Annotated in this window: 17 protein-coding genes; 12 read left to right on the forward strand and 5 right to left on the reverse strand. The window is 62.9% G+C overall.

Annotated features, from left to right (window positions below):
* Window positions 1-54 precede the first annotated feature (54 nt).
* Entirely contained in the window at window positions 55-678 is a 624-nt protein-coding gene (locus tag LDL28_RS14505) for a hypothetical protein (RefSeq protein WP_233059386.1), read from the reverse strand.
* A 515-nt stretch (window positions 679-1,193) separates the two neighbouring features.
* Between LDL28_RS14505 and LDL28_RS14510 the strand changes: the two genes are divergently transcribed.
* The 10 genes from LDL28_RS14510 (at window position 1,194) to LDL28_RS14555 (ending at window position 13,087) form a co-directional block, all read left to right on the forward strand.
* Window positions 1,194-1,568 (forward strand): hypothetical protein, encoded by a 375-nt coding sequence (locus LDL28_RS14510; protein WP_233059387.1) that lies wholly within the window; start codon window positions 1,194-1,196, stop codon window positions 1,566-1,568.
* Window positions 1,565-2,536, forward strand: coding sequence for a phosphoadenosine phosphosulfate reductase family protein (locus LDL28_RS14515; RefSeq protein WP_233059388.1), 972 nt, complete (start codon window positions 1,565-1,567; stop codon window positions 2,534-2,536). The genes LDL28_RS14510 and LDL28_RS14515 overlap by 4 nt, the downstream gene beginning before the upstream one ends.
* A gap of 336 nt (window positions 2,537-2,872) precedes the next feature.
* Window positions 2,873-7,972, forward strand: a complete 5,100-nt coding sequence (locus tag LDL28_RS14520) for a methyltransferase (RefSeq protein WP_233059389.1) — start codon at window positions 2,873-2,875, stop codon at window positions 7,970-7,972.
* Between the two features lie 158 nt (window positions 7,973-8,130).
* Window positions 8,131-9,945 carry a ParB/RepB/Spo0J family partition protein gene (locus LDL28_RS14525; protein ID WP_233059390.1) on the forward strand — a complete coding sequence of 605 codons (1,815 nt, stop codon included), beginning with the start codon at window positions 8,131-8,133 and terminating at the stop codon, window positions 9,943-9,945.
* A gap of 26 nt (window positions 9,946-9,971) precedes the next feature.
* The gene (locus LDL28_RS14530) at window positions 9,972-10,256 is read left to right on the forward strand and encodes a hypothetical protein (RefSeq protein WP_233059391.1); all 285 of its coding nucleotides are present in this window, start codon (window positions 9,972-9,974) and stop codon (window positions 10,254-10,256) included.
* Window positions 10,257-10,920: 664 nt separating this feature from the next.
* On the forward strand, window positions 10,921-11,466 hold the full coding sequence (locus LDL28_RS14535; RefSeq protein ID WP_233059392.1) for a hypothetical protein: 546 nt from the start codon (window positions 10,921-10,923) through the stop codon (window positions 11,464-11,466).
* An 87-nt stretch (window positions 11,467-11,553) separates the two neighbouring features.
* Window positions 11,554-11,871, forward strand: a complete 318-nt coding sequence (locus LDL28_RS14540; protein WP_233059393.1) for a hypothetical protein — start codon at window positions 11,554-11,556, stop codon at window positions 11,869-11,871.
* Window positions 11,872-12,193: 322 nt separating this feature from the next.
* A complete protein-coding gene (locus LDL28_RS14545) occupies window positions 12,194-12,478 on the forward strand; it encodes a hypothetical protein (RefSeq protein WP_233059394.1) in 285 nt (94 codons plus the stop codon).
* Window positions 12,479-12,480: 2 nt separating this feature from the next.
* Window positions 12,481-12,663, forward strand: coding sequence for a hypothetical protein (locus tag LDL28_RS14550; protein WP_233059395.1), 183 nt, complete (start codon window positions 12,481-12,483; stop codon window positions 12,661-12,663).
* A 25-nt stretch (window positions 12,664-12,688) separates the two neighbouring features.
* The gene (locus LDL28_RS14555; protein WP_233059396.1) at window positions 12,689-13,087 is read left to right on the forward strand and encodes a hypothetical protein; all 399 of its coding nucleotides are present in this window, start codon (window positions 12,689-12,691) and stop codon (window positions 13,085-13,087) included.
* Between the two features lie 256 nt (window positions 13,088-13,343).
* Here LDL28_RS14555 and LDL28_RS14560 read toward each other — a convergent pair whose 3' ends face one another.
* Entirely contained in the window at window positions 13,344-13,895 is a 552-nt protein-coding gene (locus LDL28_RS14560; RefSeq protein ID WP_233059397.1) for a hypothetical protein, read from the reverse strand.
* A gap of 63 nt (window positions 13,896-13,958) precedes the next feature.
* On the opposite strand from LDL28_RS14560, the gene LDL28_RS14565 reads away from it, so the two are divergent.
* Both LDL28_RS14565 and LDL28_RS14570 read left to right on the forward strand, forming a co-directional pair.
* Entirely contained in the window at window positions 13,959-14,759 is an 801-nt protein-coding gene (locus LDL28_RS14565; RefSeq protein WP_233059398.1) for a DNA/RNA non-specific endonuclease, read from the forward strand.
* A gap of 60 nt (window positions 14,760-14,819) precedes the next feature.
* Window positions 14,820-15,071, forward strand: a complete 252-nt coding sequence (locus LDL28_RS14570) for a hypothetical protein (RefSeq protein ID WP_233059399.1) — start codon at window positions 14,820-14,822, stop codon at window positions 15,069-15,071.
* Window positions 15,072-15,101: 30 nt separating this feature from the next.
* On the opposite strand, the gene LDL28_RS14575 is transcribed toward LDL28_RS14570, so the two are convergent.
* From LDL28_RS14575 to LDL28_RS14585, 3 genes are all read right to left on the reverse strand, one after another.
* Window positions 15,102-15,293 carry a hypothetical protein gene (locus tag LDL28_RS14575; RefSeq protein WP_233059400.1) on the reverse strand — a complete coding sequence of 64 codons (192 nt, stop codon included), beginning with the start codon at window positions 15,291-15,293 and terminating at the stop codon, window positions 15,102-15,104.
* A 25-nt stretch (window positions 15,294-15,318) separates the two neighbouring features.
* On the reverse strand, window positions 15,319-15,588 hold the full coding sequence (locus LDL28_RS14580; RefSeq protein WP_233059401.1) for a WGR domain-containing protein: 270 nt from the start codon (window positions 15,586-15,588) through the stop codon (window positions 15,319-15,321).
* Between the two features lie 101 nt (window positions 15,589-15,689).
* Window positions 15,690-16,346 carry a hypothetical protein gene (locus LDL28_RS14585; RefSeq protein ID WP_233059402.1) on the reverse strand — a complete coding sequence of 219 codons (657 nt, stop codon included), beginning with the start codon at window positions 16,344-16,346 and terminating at the stop codon, window positions 15,690-15,692.
* Between the last annotated feature and the right edge of the window lie 528 nt (window positions 16,347-16,874).

A 16,874-nucleotide genomic window follows, 5' to 3' on the forward strand; every position in this document is an offset into this window, starting at 1 on the left:
AATCACTCTGTACTCTGTTGTCTATAATAAAGGCGGGGCGGGCGTGTGGATGATTTAGCAGTAGCACATGCTCCCCATCGGCCGGCCAAGAGAGATGGTGCTCGATTGCGAGAGGAAAGTGCGTAGAATCTTGGCAAGAGAGAACCTTGACAGGTGCGCCTGGTTGCTCACGATACCTGATACCTGATACCTGATACCTGATACCTGATACCTGATACCTGATACCTGATACCTGATACCTGATACCTGATACCTGATACCTGATACCTGATACCTGATACCTGATACCTGATACCTGATACCTGATACCTGATACCTGATACCTGATACCTGATACCTGATACCTGATACCTGATACCTGATACCTGATACCTGATACCTGATACCTGATACCTGATACCTGATACCTGATACCTGATACCTGATACCTGATACCTGATACCTGATACCCGATACCCGATACCCGATACCCGATACCCGATACCCGATACCCGATACCCGATACCCGATACCAACCGTAGCCGCCTCTATGGCCATATCATTCCTGACGATGGGGGCATTTGCGATGAGGCCGGGAATAATTTGTTCCATGTCCACGTCGGTTAAAAGGATAACCGCTTGCACCACGTGTCTATGTGAAACGCCTTTAGGATCTATTTCTCGCTGGAAAGGTGCCATTAGGATATCCGGTATCCAGACGGAATCGGGTATCTAGATGAAACCGGGTATTTAATCATCGTTGATACGTATTTTATGTGCAGCAAAACCGAGACCTTTTCCGGTAAAGGAAAAGCTAGAACAACCTCTTACGTTAAATTAACATCGGCTTGCCGATTGCGAGCCAACTGCTTAACCCTCGTGATAATTGCCTCTGAAATATTGTTTTGGCGCGCGGCCTTATCGCTGCCTATGTTGTCACGTATCGCTCGGGTACCGGGTACCACCTGGGTTTCTGTTATCTACAAGATACCCGATACCGACTACCCGTTATGCCATTCATCGTCGCGTAAGGCGAAGCGCATGCCCCATTAAGAAAAAACGGTATGGGAAAACTCGCACCAGCCCCCGCCACCCGGCGCAAGGGGTGGGTCGCCGCGTAGCCGCGCCGATCCCGCCGCAAGCGGCGCCCTTGCCCCGGCCGTCGCGGCCCGGTCGCGCGGATGATGTCAAAACCAGAAATGGAGAAAGGCATCATGCGTCCACATCATATTCCCGCCACAGCCTCCCCTCGCCCGCCTGCCCCGATGCGCTGGGCCAATGTCACAGCCCCCCTGACCTGCACCCGCTGCGGCGTTACCTGGATGGCGGGTGATCCGGCCATCACCCTTCCCTGTCGCGGTTGTGACGCGGAGCCGGGGCAGCCATGCCGGCGCTGGGCTGGTGGCAATGAGAATGTCTGTGCCCAACGTGATCGCGATGCCCGTCATGCCGGGCTGCTGAAGGAATGCGAGGCGCTGACCTGGGACGGGCGGCACAGCAAGCCGCTACGGCTCTGGGCAAGCTCGGTGGGCGGCACTGCTCCGAATGCAGTCCGTACGGGGTCCCCGGTGGCGCGGTTTGCCGCGTGATCCCGGACCCACGGGGCTATGACCATATCATCGTGGCCCTCAGCGGTGGCAAGGACAGCATCGCGTCGCTGATCGCGGCACTGGAACTGGGGGCGCGGCCCGAAACCATCGAGCTGTGGCACCATGACGTGGACGGGGGAGGGGAGGGGTTCATGGACTGGCCCTCCACCCCGGGCTATGTCCGCCAGATCGCCCGCGCCTTCCGTCTGCCATGCTACATGTCCTGGCGTGACGGCGGCATCCTGCGGGAGATGCTGCGCGACGGCACGCCAACTGCCCCGGTCAGTTTCGAGACCCCGGACGGGAGCATGCGCAGGGGTGGGGAGGGGAAACCGGGCCGACGCCTGCGCTTTCCCCAGATCAGCGGGAACCTCGCCGTGCGCTGGTGCAGCAGTGTCGCCAAGATCGACGTCGCCGCCATGGCGCTACGCAGGCAGGACCGGTTCCTCGGTCGCCAGACGCTGTTCATCACCGGGGAGCGCGCGGAAGAAAGCCCCGGTCGCGCGCGCTACGCCATCTTCGAGCCACATCGCACGGATACCCGTACCAGCCGGCGTCGACCCCGCCATGTCGATCACTGGCGTCCGGTTCACGGATGGACCGAGGCGATGGTGTGGGACAGTCTCAGGCGGCACCGCATCGTGCCAGCCCTGCCATACCGGATCGGCTTTGGCCGGCTGTCCTGCCTTGGCTGCATTTTCATGTCAGCCGACCAGGCTGCGACCTTCCGCCTCATCGCGCCCGATCGTTTTGCGCGCTTCGCCGCATACGAACATGCCTTCGGCTGCACGATACGGCGCGACATCAACCTGAATGCCCTTGCCGATCGGGGGCGCCCGTTCCCTGCTGCCCTGCAGCATCCCGGCCTGGTCCGGCAGGCCCTCTCGCCCGACTGGGCAGGCCCGGTGCTGACCGGGCATTGGTGCTTGCCCGCAGGGGCTTTCGGCGAGAGCGCCGGACCGGGTTAGCCCGCGGCGTGGCTGCGGGAAGCAGAAAAAAGCAGAAACGGGAACACAAGAAAAAAGGACGCACCAGACCGGCGGGCCAGGCGCAAGGGGTTGGTCGGTTCGTGTCCTCGCCCCGACTGCTTCGCAGCGCAGGCCTGCGGGTCGCCCCGATCCCGGCGCGAAGCGCCGCCCTTGCGCCCGTCCCCCCGTCCCGGTCGCGGGAGAGGAGTGAAGAAAAGGAAACCCGGCACGCGGCACTGACCCGCTGGATTCCGCCCCTTCCACAAGATCACAGACATCGCGGCAATCGTCCTGCACCGGCAGGGACGGTCGTTCGCGCCTACCCGGAGTCCAGCCATGAGTGACAGATATCACGACCAGCTCAGCCTGTTCGATACATCCGCCCTGAGCAGCGGGGGCACCGCAGACCTGTTCTGGGGTGAGCTTGCAGGCGAGGAGGGCGCGGCCCCCGTATCCGCGTCCACTCCCCTCATTATCCCGCGCACCGATTACCGTCTGGTCGGCACCCGCCACCTGGGGGCGACGTGGAAGGAGCGTGCGCGTGACAACATCGCGGCGATCCGCCTGCTGGCGGAACTGGAGAAGGAAGACCGCGCCGCCACGACGGCCGAACAGGATGTCCTGATCCGGTTTACCGGCTTCGGCGCGGGCGAACTGGCCAACTCGCTCTTCCCCCATGGGGATGATGGGTTCCGCGCCGGGTGGGAGGACATTGGCCGTGCTCTCCATGACAGCACGAGCGATGCCGAACGGGCCGGCCTCATGCGCGCCACCCAGTACGCCCACTACACCCCGGAACTCATGGTCCGTTCACTGTGGGACATGGTCACGAAGATGGGATTCTCGGGAGGACGCGTGCTGGAGCCAGGCTGCGGCACTGGCCTGTTCATCGCTACCCGTCCTGAAAAGCTGGAGGGGAAGATGGCCTTTACCGGCATCGAAAATGATTCCCTGACGGCGCGTATCGCGCGTGCGCTTTATCCGAACCAGTGGATCCGGCAGGAGGATTTCACGAAAACCGTTCCGGGCGAGCGTTACGAGCTGGTGATCGGCAACCCGCCATTTTCCAACCGCACCGTGCGGGGGGGCGACACGATCGGGCGGCTGCGCCTGTCGCTGCATGACTATTTCATCGCACGCTCCGTGGAGGCCCTGCGGCCCGGGGGTATCGCAGTGTTCGTGACATCACGCCATACGATGGACAAGCGCGACATGACGGCGCGCGCGCATATCGCTTCCATTGCTGACCTTCTGGGGGCGGTGCGCCTGCCGCAGGGAGCGATGAAGGATGAAGCCGGCACCGAGGTGGTCGTGGATATCCTTGTCCTGCGCCGTCGCATGGTGGGGGACATGCCGGGGGATGAAAGCTGGCTGGAGACGGGCGAGGTGGCCGACAGCAACCATGGTGACGGGCCGCTGTTCATCAACCGCTATTTCCTCGAACACGGTGAGCAGGTGCTGGGCCGTCATGACTGGACCACCACCCAGTTCGGCCCCGATTACACCTGCGCGCCGATCGCCGGGATTGTCCTGGATTGCGCGTTGCCGGACGCCCTGGCGCGCATAGCCCCCGACATCCGCTTCCCCGCGCCGGAAAGCTGCGATTTCTCAACTCCCGTATCGCGACCGCGTATCGGCACGGCAGCGGATGGCGCGACCCTCAAGGAGGGCAGCTACTACATTGAGAACCGCGTGCTGCACCAGATCGTGGGCGGCGTGGGGGTCGTGGTCCCGATCCGCCGGAAAGGCAGCACCGAGGGCATTTTCCAGAAGCATGCCCGGATCATGGAGGCGCTGGTTCCCGTGCGTGACGCCACACGGGCGGTGCTGCGCGCACAGATGGAGAACCGGCCCTACGGGAGGCCACAGTCCGACCTCAGGCGTGCCTATACCAGTTTTGTCCGCCAGTTCGGCCCGATCAACCTGACGAACACGACGACCCGTATCAGCGAGAAGACCGGCGTGGAGACCGAGACCCAGCGCCGCCCGAACCTCCAGCCATTTCTTGATGACCCGGACGTGTGGCTGGTGGCGTCGATCGAGAATTACGACGCCGAGAAGCAGGTCGGCGCCATGGGGCCGATTTTCTCGGAGCGGGTTGTCCATGCCCCTGTCGAGCCGGAAGTCCATACCGCCCTCGATGCCCTCGCCGTGTGCCTGCATGAGACGGGTGGGGTGGAGATCCCCCGCGTGGCGGAACTCCTTGGTCGCTCCGAGGCGCAGGCGATCAGCGAACTGGGGGATGCGATCTACCTTGACCCCGCACGAAGCACAAACGGGCGGGATGTATGGGTGACGGCGGACGAGGCGCTTTCCGGCCCCGTCCGCACCAAGCTTCGCGAGGCGCGGGAGGCGGCCCGGACCGACGTCCGCTACGCTCGCAACGTGACGGCGCTTGAGGGGGTCCAGCCCGAGGACCTGCGCCCGTCCGACATTACGGCACGACTGGGCGCGCCATGGCTCCCGGCTGCCGATGTGAGCGCCTTCATTTCCGAGGTGATCGGGGTCGAGACGACGGTGCGTCATACCGTCGAGGTTGCCGCATGGAGCCTGGATACCGCACCGTTCCGGGGCAAGGCCGAGGCGACGTCGCTATGGGGAACCGAGCGACGCCATGCGGGCGAACTGCTGAATGACGCGCTCAACCAGTCGATCCCGAAGATATGGGATGTGTGGCGTGATGAAAATGGCGAGCATCGCGAGCTGAACACGAAGGAGACGGAAGCGGCCAAGGAAAAGCTGGCCGCGATCAGGCAGGCTTTCCACAACTGGGTCTGGAATGATCCCGACCGCAGTGAACGCCTCGTGCGCCATTACAACGACGTCTACAACAATCTCGTGCCGCGCCGGTTCGATGGCGCGCACCTGACCCTGCCCGGCGCCAGTTCCGTCATATCGCTGCGCGCGCACCAGAAGCGGGTCATCTGGCGCATTATCGCGGCGGGCAGCACCTACATGGCCCATGCCGTAGGTTCGGGGAAAACCTTCTCCATGGTCGCCGCAGTCATGGAACAGCGCCGGTTGGGGCTGGTCAGCAAGCCCCTGATCACCGTGCCGGGGCACTGCCTCGCCCAGATGGCCCGTGAGTTCCTGATGCTTTACCCGACCGCGCGTATCCTGGTTGCGGATGAGACCAACTTCGAAAAGGCGAAGCGCCAGCGTTTCCTTGCCAGGGCGGCAACGGGAGCCTGGGACGCGATCATCATCACCCATGATGCGTTCAAGTTCATTCCCACGCCCGCCGAATTCGAGCGCGACCTCATCGCGGGGCAGATCGCTTCGTACGAGGATCTTCTGGAATCAGTGGATCGTGATGATGCGCTGTCGCGCAAGCGTATCGAGCAGATGAAGGAAAAGATGGAGGCCCGGCTGGAAGGACTGGCCGCGCGCAAGGACAATCTTCTGCATATCGGTGAGATCGGCATTGACCAGATCCTTGTCGATGAGGCGCAACTGTTCCGCAAGCTGTCGTTCGCCACCAACCAGTCCGACCTCAAGGGCGTCGACCCGAACGGTTCGCAGCGGGCCTGGGACCTGTTCGTGAAGTCGCGTTTCATCGCGCAGGACAACCCCGAGCGCGCCCTCGTCCTGGCATCGGGTTCCCCCATCACGAATACACTGGGCGAGATGTATACCGTGCAGCGGTTCATGCAGCCTGTCGGTCTTGAGGAACGCGGCCTGCATGAATTCGATGCATGGGCGGCGAATTTCGGGGAGACCCGCACGGAACTCGAACTGCAGCCCAGCGGCCTTTACAAGCCGGTCACGCGGTTTTCCGAGTTCGTCAATGTCGCCGATCTCATGTCGATGTATCGCAGCTTCGCCGACGTGGTGCTGCCTGATGACCTGCGCCAGTATGTGAAACTGCCCCTGATCCGGGGCGGTCGCCGCGAGATCGTGGTCGCCCCCTCGAATGACAATTTCAAGGCTTACCAGCAGACGCTGGCGCAGCGGATCAGCGCCATCGAGAACCGGACCGGCCGACCGAAGAAAGGCGACGACATCCTTCTGTCGGTGATTACCGATGCGCGGCACGCCGGGATCGACCTGCGTTTCGTGACGCCGGGAATGGAGAGTGACCCGCTCAGCAAGCTCAACATCATGATCGGGAAGGTCTTTGAAATCTGGCAGGCCACCTCGGACACCCGGTATGTCGATCCGGAAACCGGGGCGCCCTATGACCTGCCGGGTGCGGCGCAGATGATCTTTTCCGACCTGGGCACGGAAAGCGCGCTCGCAAAACGCGGGTTTTCCGCCTACACCTGGATACGCGACGAACTGATCCGGCTGGGTGTTCCGGCCGAGCAGATCGCGTTCATGCAGCACTATAAAAAATCGGCGGCCAAGCAGCGCCTTTTCGCGGACATGAATTCCGGCCGCAAGCGCATCCTGATCGGCTCGACCGCGACAATGGGAACGGGCGTCAACGCCCAGCAGCGCCTGAAGGCACTGCACCATCTCGATGTGCCCTGGCTGGTCGCTGACATCATCCAGCGCGAGGGCCGGATCGAGAGGCAGGGAAACCAGAACCACGAGATCGAGATTTACGCCTATGCCCAGAAAGGCTCGGTTGATGCCACGAACTGGCAGATGCTGGAGCGCAAGCAACGCTTCATCTGCCTCGCGATGTCCGGCGACCGCACCATCCGCCGCCTTGAGGACATTGGTGCCGAGGCCAACCAGTTCGCAATGGCGAAGGCATTGGCATCGGGCGATGAGCGCCTCCTGAAGAAAGCAGGTCTGGAGGCGGAACTGGCCCGCCTCGAACGCCTGCATGCAGCCCATTACGATGACCAGTTCAACGTGAAGCGCGCAATCCAGACGGCCCGGCGGCAGATTGTAGCCGCGGATGCGATGATTCCGAAGATCGAGGCGGATATCGCACGGCGTCGGTCGACAAGGGGGGAGGCGTTTGTTCTGGAAACCGCACGCGCGGCTGTCGGTGCACGGGAGAAGGCCGGGGCATATCTCCTGTCGCAGGTGCGTATGGCCGAGCGTAATGGTGAGGAAGGGGAATGGAAACTGGGCCGGATCGGCGGCTTTGACGTGATGTGCGAGGCGCGCGAGATACACAGCGTGCAGGCAAAGAAACCAAAGGCCGACGTGTCTCTCTACATGGCCCTTGAACAGGGAGATGCGGCCATCCGGCTCGACGACGAGGTGACGCCTTTGGGTCTGGTCTCGCGCATCGAGCATCTGTTGCTGACGTTCGAAGCCGCGCTGGAAAATACCATCCGCGAACGTGACGGGACGATCCGCCGCCTGCCGGGCTACGAAGCGCGTCTTGGGGCGCCTTTTGCCGAACAGGCCCTGCTGGAGGAAAAGCGCGAGGAACTCGAGGCGCTGGAAGCGGATCTGGCCGCGACCGTGGTCGAGGGAGAAGCAGCGAATGATGACACGGCTCAAGCCGGAGAGGACGAGGCACAGGCGGCCTGACGGCCGGATTGGAAAAAGCGAAGGAAAGGCGTGGGGGCTGCCAGCAGCCGCGTCGGCGCGCAAGGCTCAGGCCGGGCGCGCTGCGCGCGGCCTTGCGCGCCGACGCGGCCCCTGGCCGCCGGAATGATGTCGAAAGACGGAATTCAGGAAAAAAGGACATGACCATGGAACTGCGCGAAGCCGTTGACCCGAAAACCCTGCATGTGAACCCGGATAACCCTCGCAAGGCGGCCGTACCGGTTGAGGAAGACCGCAGGCTGGCGCTCAACATCAAATCCGTTGGCCTGATCCATCCCCCGCTCGTGCGTGAAGCGGAAGACGGGACGCTGACGATCATCGCGGGGCATCGCCGCGTGCGGTGCGCCATCATGGCGAAGCAGAAAGCCATCCCGGTTTTCGTGACATCGGCCGATGAGGCGCTGGATGCGCTGGTCGCGGCGTCGGAGAACATGGTCCGCCAGGGTATGAGCGAGCCGGACCAGTGGCGCGCGGTGAGCCGGATGCGCAGCGAGCAGGACATGAAGGATAACGCCATCTGCAGGGCGCTGATGGTGACGCCGGCCTACCTGAAGCGCCTGGACCTGCTGGCGCACCTGCATCCCCCGATCCTTGATGCCATTGAACTGGGCATTGGCCCCGATGGTGTGGACCGCAAGGCGATCGCGAAAGCGCCACCCGAGGAACAGGCCCGTGTCTGGGCGGAAATATGGGCGGAGAGCGCGGGCGAGGGCACCGATCCCGCCGAATACCGGATGATGGTGGATGACGGACAGTACATGGCCTGGGATGATATGGCCCGGGCGCTTTCGACTGACGAATTCTACGCCCGTGATGCGCGGTTCGACGACGCCATGGCCAGGAAGCATGGCATCATCTGGGAGGAAGACCTTTTCGGGGAAGGTGGGCAGGATAACCGCTATACCCGCGATGCCCGCGCCTACGCGTCCGCCCAGCGTGAAGTGATGGAGGCGGACCTGCCACCCAATGGCGACATCGTGCCTGCCGACGATTATGGATATCCGACCCTGCCCGAGAACGGCTTTCCCGTGCAGTCCTGGCAGGACCCGCAGGATGGTGATCGCGTTGCGGTGTATCTCCATCCCGTGACGCTGAAGGTTTGCGAGAAAGCATTTCGGCTCCGCGCGCCAGTTCAGGATGCCGCATCGGGAAATGGTCTTTCCACCCCGATCGTGGAAAAGCCGCGTGAGCGGGCCGATATATCAGGAACGGGCCTGAAAATGATCGGCGAGATCCGTACGCAGGCCCTGCACCAGGCGCTGGACGGGGCGGCTGGTGCCGTTGATCCATGGGATCTTGTAGGCGCACTCCTTCTGGCGTTGGGTTGCGGCAACGTGACGGTGAAGAATGACACCAGCCATACCAGCTATCACCAGCCCACCGCCCGCGATAATGCGCTGGCCGCGCTGTTTCCCGAGGGGCACCTGGTGCGCGACCCGGCGCTGCTGCGCCATCATGCGATGACGGTAGTGCGGAGCATCGCGAACTGCGACGTCAGCCCATACGACGGCAGCGGCCCGCAGGCGCTCCTGCTGGGCGTCCTGTTCGGCGCGGACAGCTACATGCCGAACATGGCGAACGAGGAGTTCCTGAAGACCTACAGTAAGCCGGGCATCACCAAAGCACTCAAGGTCGAGGGACTGGCCGAACTTCAGACGGGCAAGCTCATGCGTGCGGCGCTCATGAACCATGTGGGCGAAGGCGGGCACTGGGTGCCCGATGCGGCGGGCTTTGCCACGGCGCTGGAACAATGGACGCAAAAGCTGGACCGGCGGCGTGGAATCATCGGCTGGATGAATGACCATGCCGATGGTGGGGAGGAGACGGAAGAGACGGACATCGGTTCCGAGGCTGACGCCAACGCAAACGCTGACGCGGTAGCCGGGGAAGGGGACGGGGTGGTGGAGACAGCGTTGCCCAATGCAGCCGCACCCGAAATGGCGCAGGCTGCATGATGAAAAGGCGGAAGATTCCGCATGCGTTGGCTCGGCGGGACCGGCGCTATGGCGTTGCGACCTGCTTCTGTGGCAGGCCGGAACCATGGGCGGAACTCTCCTTCTGCGGTCAGGTGCTCGGGCTTCTTCCCGATCATGAAACCGCCTGGCGGTGCGCGGAGCGGCACCGGCAATGGATCCGCATGGAGCGGCCCGCCAGTGACTGGCTGGCGCTCGTGGTCGATGCGCAGACCCTCATGCGCCGGCGTCTTGAAGGCGAGGGCTGGCTGGGGCCGTCCCGCCATTGTCCGCCACGGGTTTCGGCGGCATAAGGGACCGGGGGCCGCCTGATGAGGACGGACGAAACATCCGCGCGGGCTACGGCGTGTGATGTCGCGGCCCCCATTCATCGTAGCCGGACATGACATCCCGGGGGCCGTGATGTCATGTCCTGAACTGAGGGGAAACCATGATCGTCTTGATTGTGGTGGACCGGAAGTGGGTTAAGAAGCTGCTTCGCACAGCGAAGAAGGCCCTCCAGGCGGTGGCCACCGTCCTGAAGGGCCTAGCGGATTAATCCACTTCCACCACAGGGCCGGGGGGTATTCTTTGAGGGGATGCCCCCCGGCCTCGGGGTCAGATTAGGACATTCCGGCTACGATTTTCAAGGGGCGCGACACCTTCGGGTGCCGCGCCCCTGCCGTTGTCCGGAGCGGAAAAAAACCGGGCCATGAAAAATGAAAGAAGGGGAAAGGCGCTGCCATGGCGTACCGGTCGCCGCCAGAGGTGGCGCTTCCCCATGCTCGCTGCGCTGCGCGTGGGTGCAGTGCCGACGCATGGCGCCGCTCTGGCCCCGGCCGGTACGCCATGCCGCGCGCGGAACATCCGAAACAGCAATATAATAGAGAGAAGAAGGCAATGACCGTTCTGATCCTGCGTGCAACGCCCGCTACCTGCATTATTGGAAAAAGGGGCGCTTCCACCACGTGTGAAATCATGACCGATATGGTCTCGCCCCGGCAGATCACGGCAACATCCGTGCAGGATGTCGCCACCAGGGTTCTCGCCTTCGGCCGGCATGTCGCCATGATGTGTCCCCGGCGTTCCTTCATGGTTCTCGCCCGCCCCGCACGGGGACAGCGCAAACCGCGTGGTTTCGATGCGGCATTACGGGCGGAAGAACTCAACTGTGAGGCCTGGCTGCATGTGACGCTGGCGCATCCCGTTGCCCATGCCGATGGGCCGGGCGTGGTTTCATGGGGAGGCAGATTCACACCGTTCTGTCTGGATGGCCATGATCCGGTCTGGCCCGATGCCGGGCCGGACGCGCTGGCATGCGCCGCGCAGCGTTCTCTCGGCTTTTACGGATGGTTGCGGGCGGTGGCGTTCCGGCTGGCGCAGCTCGTGGGCGAGGCGCGCAATCCCATGGATGTACGCGCCGAGGGGGCGCTGCGCGCCGCCTATGGGCAGCAGCGCCACCCGTTCGATGTCGCGGCCGAGGCCGCTGCCGCGGATCAGGTCGCACGCCACGCCGCCGCCTGATCCCCGCCCAATGCAGATACGCCCGGTGCCCTGTATCTGCCGCTCCGGCCCCGCCAGGCGGGGCCGTTTCCTTTCTGGGAGAAGTCCATGTCTGGTACCAGCCGCGTTGAAATGATCGCGGGTTATCGCCTTGAGATTGCCACTGTCCGTGACGGCGTCCTGATCCGCACACCTGGCATCTTTCCTGTCAATGCACGCGAATGGCATGGCCCGTACGCAGATGAGGTTGCCGCATTGGTCGATTTCCGGACGCGCGTTGCACGACCGCGCATTACGCCGGAGCGCCTGCGGCAGTACAGGAATCACGGTTATTACGGGATAGTGCGGGGAGTGGAAGTGATCCAGCGCCGCAGCCCGTGGACCGGCGCGTCCGAACTGACGCCTTTCGAACTTGTGGAGGCCTGATCAACCTCCTGCGATGCCGCTCCGTGCCGTTTTGGACACAGATCATCCCGAGTGCCACGCGGTCTGCCGCCACCTGTCCGCCAGACTGCGGGAGCGCGAAATCGCCTGATACGTCCCCGTCCGACAGGCCCGGGCGGCCCGGACGTGGTGAGGAAAATAGAAAAAGGAAAAGAAGAAAGAAGGGGAAAAAGAAAAGGGGCGCTCTCATGGGGCGTCGGCCGCAGCAAGGGTGCGTCGCTGCGCTCCCGGCTGACGCCGCCCTTGCCACGTCCGCCGCCCCATGAGGCGGCGATCAGGTCAGAAAAAACCTGAGGAGGCAGAAATGGCAGGAAAAATTACCCCGAACACCCGTGTCCGGTCGCACGATACCGCCATCCCGTTCCGTAAACTTCCCCTTCGTGAGCACTTCCGGTTCGATGCGCCGATGTCGAGCGAGACCTACCGCAAGGAGGCGCGTCGCTACTATTCCATCGCGGGCCATGACGTCCTCTACCGGATATCTCCGGACGCACTGGTTGTTCCCGTGCCCGATGATGACGACGCGCATGCGCTCTCGCCGCGCGTCCCCGGCCGACCCCGCAAACAGACCGCGAAGCAGGGGGCATGAGCATGAAACCGACCCGATACCGCCAGATCCTGCGGGATACCGCCGAAGCCGTGGGCCTTGTGCTTGGCACCCTGAGCCTTGCGCTCGTCATGTGGATCCTGTGCGCCGGACCTCATTTCCTTGCCGGAATCCTCGAAGATGGACCCGTCATGGCGTCCCACCACTATGTCGTGGCGGTGCACTGACCCTCCAGCGCGAAAGAAACATCCCATGTTCAGACAATATCATGCCGGGCGCTGGTTCGCGCCCGGCGACAACCCGTTACGGGTGGGGCCGGTTGCAGTCGGAAGCATTTATCAGCTCCCGGCACCCCGCGGCGGTAGCCGCATGGAACGGTGGATGGTCGAAGCCTTCCTCAATGGCGTGATGGCGGCGGCCGTGCGTAACCCCGCCACGGGCCGGTGGGAAGACCGCGTGATATCGGGACGTTCCGACAGGGCGCTCATCCGCCGCCTTGCCGATGGCACGCGCCGCGAAATCGCCGTTCTCCGCCTGCTCCATCTCGATGATGAGGCGGGCGACACGAAACGTCCGGCATTGCCCGATGTATGCCGCTTTCACGCCTACTTCCGCAACAGCGCCCCGGTTGCAGCAGTCCCTTCACCATAACGCGGCGCCGTCGCGGGCGTGACGTCCCGGGACGCCGCCCGGGGCGGCGTCGCATCAGGAGAAAGAACGTGAATTTCAATATTGTATCGACGACCTGCGCAGGCGGGTGGAGCGCCCCCGTGGTCCATCGCGCCGCGACCGCCGCGCGGATGAGTGCCGCGCGCGGGCTGTTTCGGGAGAAATCCTGTCTGGAGGCGGAAGCGCGGACAGGCACGTTGCCAGCCGCGATCCAGGCAGGGTTGCGTCGCCGGGCGTCTCAGGCCGGACGGAAGGCGAGGACACTGCTGCTCGATGTCGGCCGATGAGGCGGCCCGGACAGCTCGGCGAGGATATCCTCGACCGCCGCCCAGGCGCCAAGGGTGCGCTGGGCCAGCCGCCATGCGTCCCGCTCGGCGATGAATGCCTGTTCCAGTGCGGCGTCCACCCTTGCACGGATGGCCGGATCACCCAGAAGCCCCGCCTCACCGGTTTCTTCTTCGAGGTTTTCCGCATGCCAGATGGTTTCACGGGCAGTGGCAAGCCTGTCGATGGCCCGGCCAATGGCAGGCTGGAAAAGCCGTGGCAGGATGATCTCCGCTTCCTCGCGGGTCTCCGGCAGGCCGTGACGCAGGAGGATGCGCCGTCCCCGCCTGCGCCCTTCTTCGCGCACCGCGTCAGCGTCGGGCAGGGCCGGAATGTCCCAGTCCCGCAGGCGCTTGTACATCACGTCCGCTTCGGGCATGATGGCCTGCATATGTGCAAGCGTTGGTTTTTTGCGCCGTTCGACCGGAAAGCGACGAAGCGTGCCGTTATCTTCGGTATAGCCCATGACAGTCTCCCGGAAATGCAGGTTACATACCTCACGGTGCCAAAAAAGAAAATAAAAAACAGTATGTTGCGTTGTATCGCGTTTGTCTGTGTGCTGGCGATGGGGCTTCTGCTTCCCCTGTCATCTTCCGTGCGGGCGGAACCCGCCTCCTGTCCGCAGTTTGGCGTCGGGGGACAGCTCCCGGCACTGGTTGATCCGAAGCTCGCGCCCCGCACGACGCTCCTGTGCAACGAGGTGTATGCCTCCCTCAATTCGGGCCTCGTGCATGAACCCTTGTGGTCCGCCGAGCACCTGACACGGGCGGACATCGAACAGGCCCGCGACCTTGGGCGGATTACCGAGCGTTTTCATGCCGATCCCCGCCTGCCATCGGGGGACGGGGCGGAGCTTTCCGACTATCGGCGTTCGGGTTACGATCGCGGCCACATGACCCCTTCCGGTGAAGCGCCGGACGCGGTGGCCCAGGAGCAGACATTTTCGCTTGCGAATGTCGTGCCGCAGACCCCGGAGCTTAACGAAGGGATCTGGACAGGTGTGGAAATGGCGGTCAGGACACTCGCGATGCGTGAAGGTGAGCTTTACGTGGTCACCGGTCCTGCCTTTCACGGCAGCACGCAGGGTATCGGACGTGATGTATCTGTCCCGACATCCACATGGAAGGCAGTGTATGACCCGGTTGCCAATGGTGCGGGGGTCTATGTCTGCAAGAACAACGAACAGCCCACCTGCGCGTTCGTGAGTGTCGCGACGCTGATCCGGGTTGTTGGCGTGGACCCGTTCCCGGCCCTGCCGGACGATGTGAAGGTCAACGCCATGGCCCTGCCTGAACCGGAAGCCAGCCCTTACACTCCCCGGTCACATTGACCGTTGTCGCAGGGTGGATACGGTTTCCGGACGATCCGATGCAACAGGAAGGAGCGCCTAATGTCATTTCAGCCGTTTGACGATCAGGGTGAAAGCTGCACGATTGACGGGATGACCGTCGAAAACGGGAGTGACCGGATTGCGGTTTATGGCCGTCTGTCCATTACCCGGGATCAGGCCGGGCTGGAAAACGCCCGGGCGCTCAGGGATCTGCTGGACGCCATTGTCCGCGGACTGGAAAGCCTGCCTCATCTTCCGGAAAAGGTCGTGACAGGCCTGAATACGCACCCCATGAAGAATCCGTTTGGCTGACGCACGGTAATGCCTGCATGCCGCACAGTCTCAACCGGGCTGTCCGGCGTGAAGACGTTTCAGGCGTCCAGGCATGTCGGGCAGTTTGAGGGCGGCGGCGGTCAACGCCCCAGCTATCGACGGATAGATTTCAGCGGATGTGAAGGATATTCCGTCGAACAGTTCTATGCCGGCATGACTGCCACTGTCGGCAGGAACGGCGCCAGGCGTCACATGGGCCATGGTCAGGCATGCCTGTACTGACAGTTCAGCCACAGGATATGACCTGATACCCACGTTTCTTCCGGTGGCGGACAAGTGCCGCCAGCGCATTCGCGGCCTCGCCTTCGTTGGTGTAGAGATCGAGCCGGGTCGTGCCTTCCGAGCCAATACGCCCCCATCGTCGTAGCAGGGCCGCTCCCCCAAAAAGATCAGGCTGGACCGTCATCGCATAGTAGCGCCATTCGTTCTTTTCAGGGTGGATGCGCCGCATATAGGTGCAGAGCGGGAACAGCGACATCTGGACTGGTGACGCCATGGAAGGACTTGTCTCCTGGTGGGCGGAAACTTCATGGATCAGGCAGTATATCATGAATATTGATGGTGCGACGATTGTCGCACACATCATATCGTAATTCTTCAGGCATGCTGGGGAATATTGGTGTCCGGGGTTTTCTCATCCGGAACCGAATTCCGGTCCTGGCCCCATAGACCCGTCACCGTGCTGGTCAGTTCCCCGCATCCGGGTTCCATCGTGATGGCATGGCTGCCGATCGTGTTCGTGTAATGCTGAACGATCGTGCAGCGGAGTTCGCCATGCTTCCCATTGCGCCATAACGCCTCGATCACCAGACGGCCAGTGCTATCGCCCATATGCGCCTCGCCCGTGTACACGGGTTTCGCGGGGTCATGTGAGGCTATGCCTGCATCATCGTCATCCGTTAAAATGAAGCCCTGGTGTCGATTGTCGGCATCGCTCTGCGCCGTTACCGAAAATGAGCGCAACCGGTAGCCCTGCGGTCGCGTCGCCAACACTGAATAACTTATCTTCATCACCGGATAGGCGGGAAGAGAAGAACGCGCTTTCGCATCGTTCTCGGAATGAACCCGCTTCTGCCCGGCTTCCGCGATTTCATGATATTGTGCCGCAAGTGATTGCGACCTGGCATGGCCGGATGTTGTGACCGCACGCGCTACGCCGTCTGGCGTACCTGTCGATTCCGCAAAGGCGCCCGGGCCGGTCGCCCCAAGAAAAAGTGCCGCCATCACCACGACCCGATGTCCATATTTCTTCATGTCTGTTCTCCCGGAGCGTGGCGTGATGCCCGCTCTTGCAAAAACAGAGTGCATCCATCCGTTGTGGGTCCGGTCCGGCAAATCTCGGGCGTTATGTGCAAGCAGAAGGGGCAGGTAAAAGATGAGGCAATCTGGCAGCTTTTCCCGCCACGTTCGCGCTAATGCTCCCCCACATCCTTGTTCATGATCGGCATGAAGTCGAAAAATGGCTCGGGGAGCGGGACGGCTCCTCAACCTCCCTGTCACGCCTGCGGCGCGCCAGGGAGGCCCGTTACGGGGATTACGGCCGCGCATCCAGCTTCAGTGTGACAGTGTCCCGGCCAGGGCGCCAAGACGGCCTTCGGCCCCGCTGCGCGGCTCCGCGACCCTCCCTGCGCCTTGGCCGTCCTGCGTGTGTCGCAGGGCGTTGCCCCGCGCCCCCCGCAGGCCGACCGGCTTGCTCGGGCCGCTCCGGTCCTGACCCCCTGTCCGCGCCACCGTCTTGCCCGGGGGCAGGATGTGGCTCAGAAAAACGCCTCCATCCCCTCC

The sequence above is a fragment of the Komagataeibacter sp. FNDCR2 genome, assembly GCF_021295395.1.
Classification (GTDB): domain Bacteria; phylum Pseudomonadota; class Alphaproteobacteria; order Acetobacterales; family Acetobacteraceae; genus Komagataeibacter.

What these genes read in the sequence shown, in the direction of transcription:
- LDL28_RS14570 (WP_233059399.1), top strand. Translation starts at nt 14,820, where the DNA reads ATGTCATTTCAGCCGTTTGACGATCAGGGTGAAAGCTGCACGATTGAC.
- LDL28_RS14505 (WP_233059386.1), bottom strand. Translation starts at nt 678, where the DNA reads ATGGCACCTTTCCAGCGAGAAATAGATCCTAAAGGCGTTTCACATAGA.
- LDL28_RS14565 (WP_233059398.1), top strand. Translation starts at nt 13,959, where the DNA reads ATGTTGCGTTGTATCGCGTTTGTCTGTGTGCTGGCGATGGGGCTTCTG.
- LDL28_RS14545 (WP_233059394.1), top strand. Translation starts at nt 12,194, where the DNA reads ATGGCAGGAAAAATTACCCCGAACACCCGTGTCCGGTCGCACGATACC.
- LDL28_RS14550 (WP_233059395.1), top strand. Translation starts at nt 12,481, where the DNA reads ATGAAACCGACCCGATACCGCCAGATCCTGCGGGATACCGCCGAAGCC.
- LDL28_RS14555 (WP_233059396.1), top strand. Translation starts at nt 12,689, where the DNA reads ATGTTCAGACAATATCATGCCGGGCGCTGGTTCGCGCCCGGCGACAAC.
- LDL28_RS14575 (WP_233059400.1), bottom strand. Translation starts at nt 15,293, where the DNA reads ATGGCCCATGTGACGCCTGGCGCCGTTCCTGCCGACAGTGGCAGTCAT.
- LDL28_RS14540 (WP_233059393.1), top strand. Translation starts at nt 11,554, where the DNA reads ATGTCTGGTACCAGCCGCGTTGAAATGATCGCGGGTTATCGCCTTGAG.
- LDL28_RS14535 (WP_233059392.1), top strand. Translation starts at nt 10,921, where the DNA reads ATGACCGATATGGTCTCGCCCCGGCAGATCACGGCAACATCCGTGCAG.
- LDL28_RS14510 (WP_233059387.1), top strand. Translation starts at nt 1,194, where the DNA reads ATGCGTCCACATCATATTCCCGCCACAGCCTCCCCTCGCCCGCCTGCC.
- LDL28_RS14520 (WP_233059389.1), top strand. Translation starts at nt 2,873, where the DNA reads ATGAGTGACAGATATCACGACCAGCTCAGCCTGTTCGATACATCCGCC.
- LDL28_RS14525 (WP_233059390.1), top strand. Translation starts at nt 8,131, where the DNA reads ATGACCATGGAACTGCGCGAAGCCGTTGACCCGAAAACCCTGCATGTG.
- LDL28_RS14560 (WP_233059397.1), bottom strand. Translation starts at nt 13,895, where the DNA reads ATGGGCTATACCGAAGATAACGGCACGCTTCGTCGCTTTCCGGTCGAA.
- LDL28_RS14580 (WP_233059401.1), bottom strand. Translation starts at nt 15,588, where the DNA reads ATGGCGTCACCAGTCCAGATGTCGCTGTTCCCGCTCTGCACCTATATG.
- LDL28_RS14585 (WP_233059402.1), bottom strand. Translation starts at nt 16,346, where the DNA reads ATGAAGAAATATGGACATCGGGTCGTGGTGATGGCGGCACTTTTTCTT.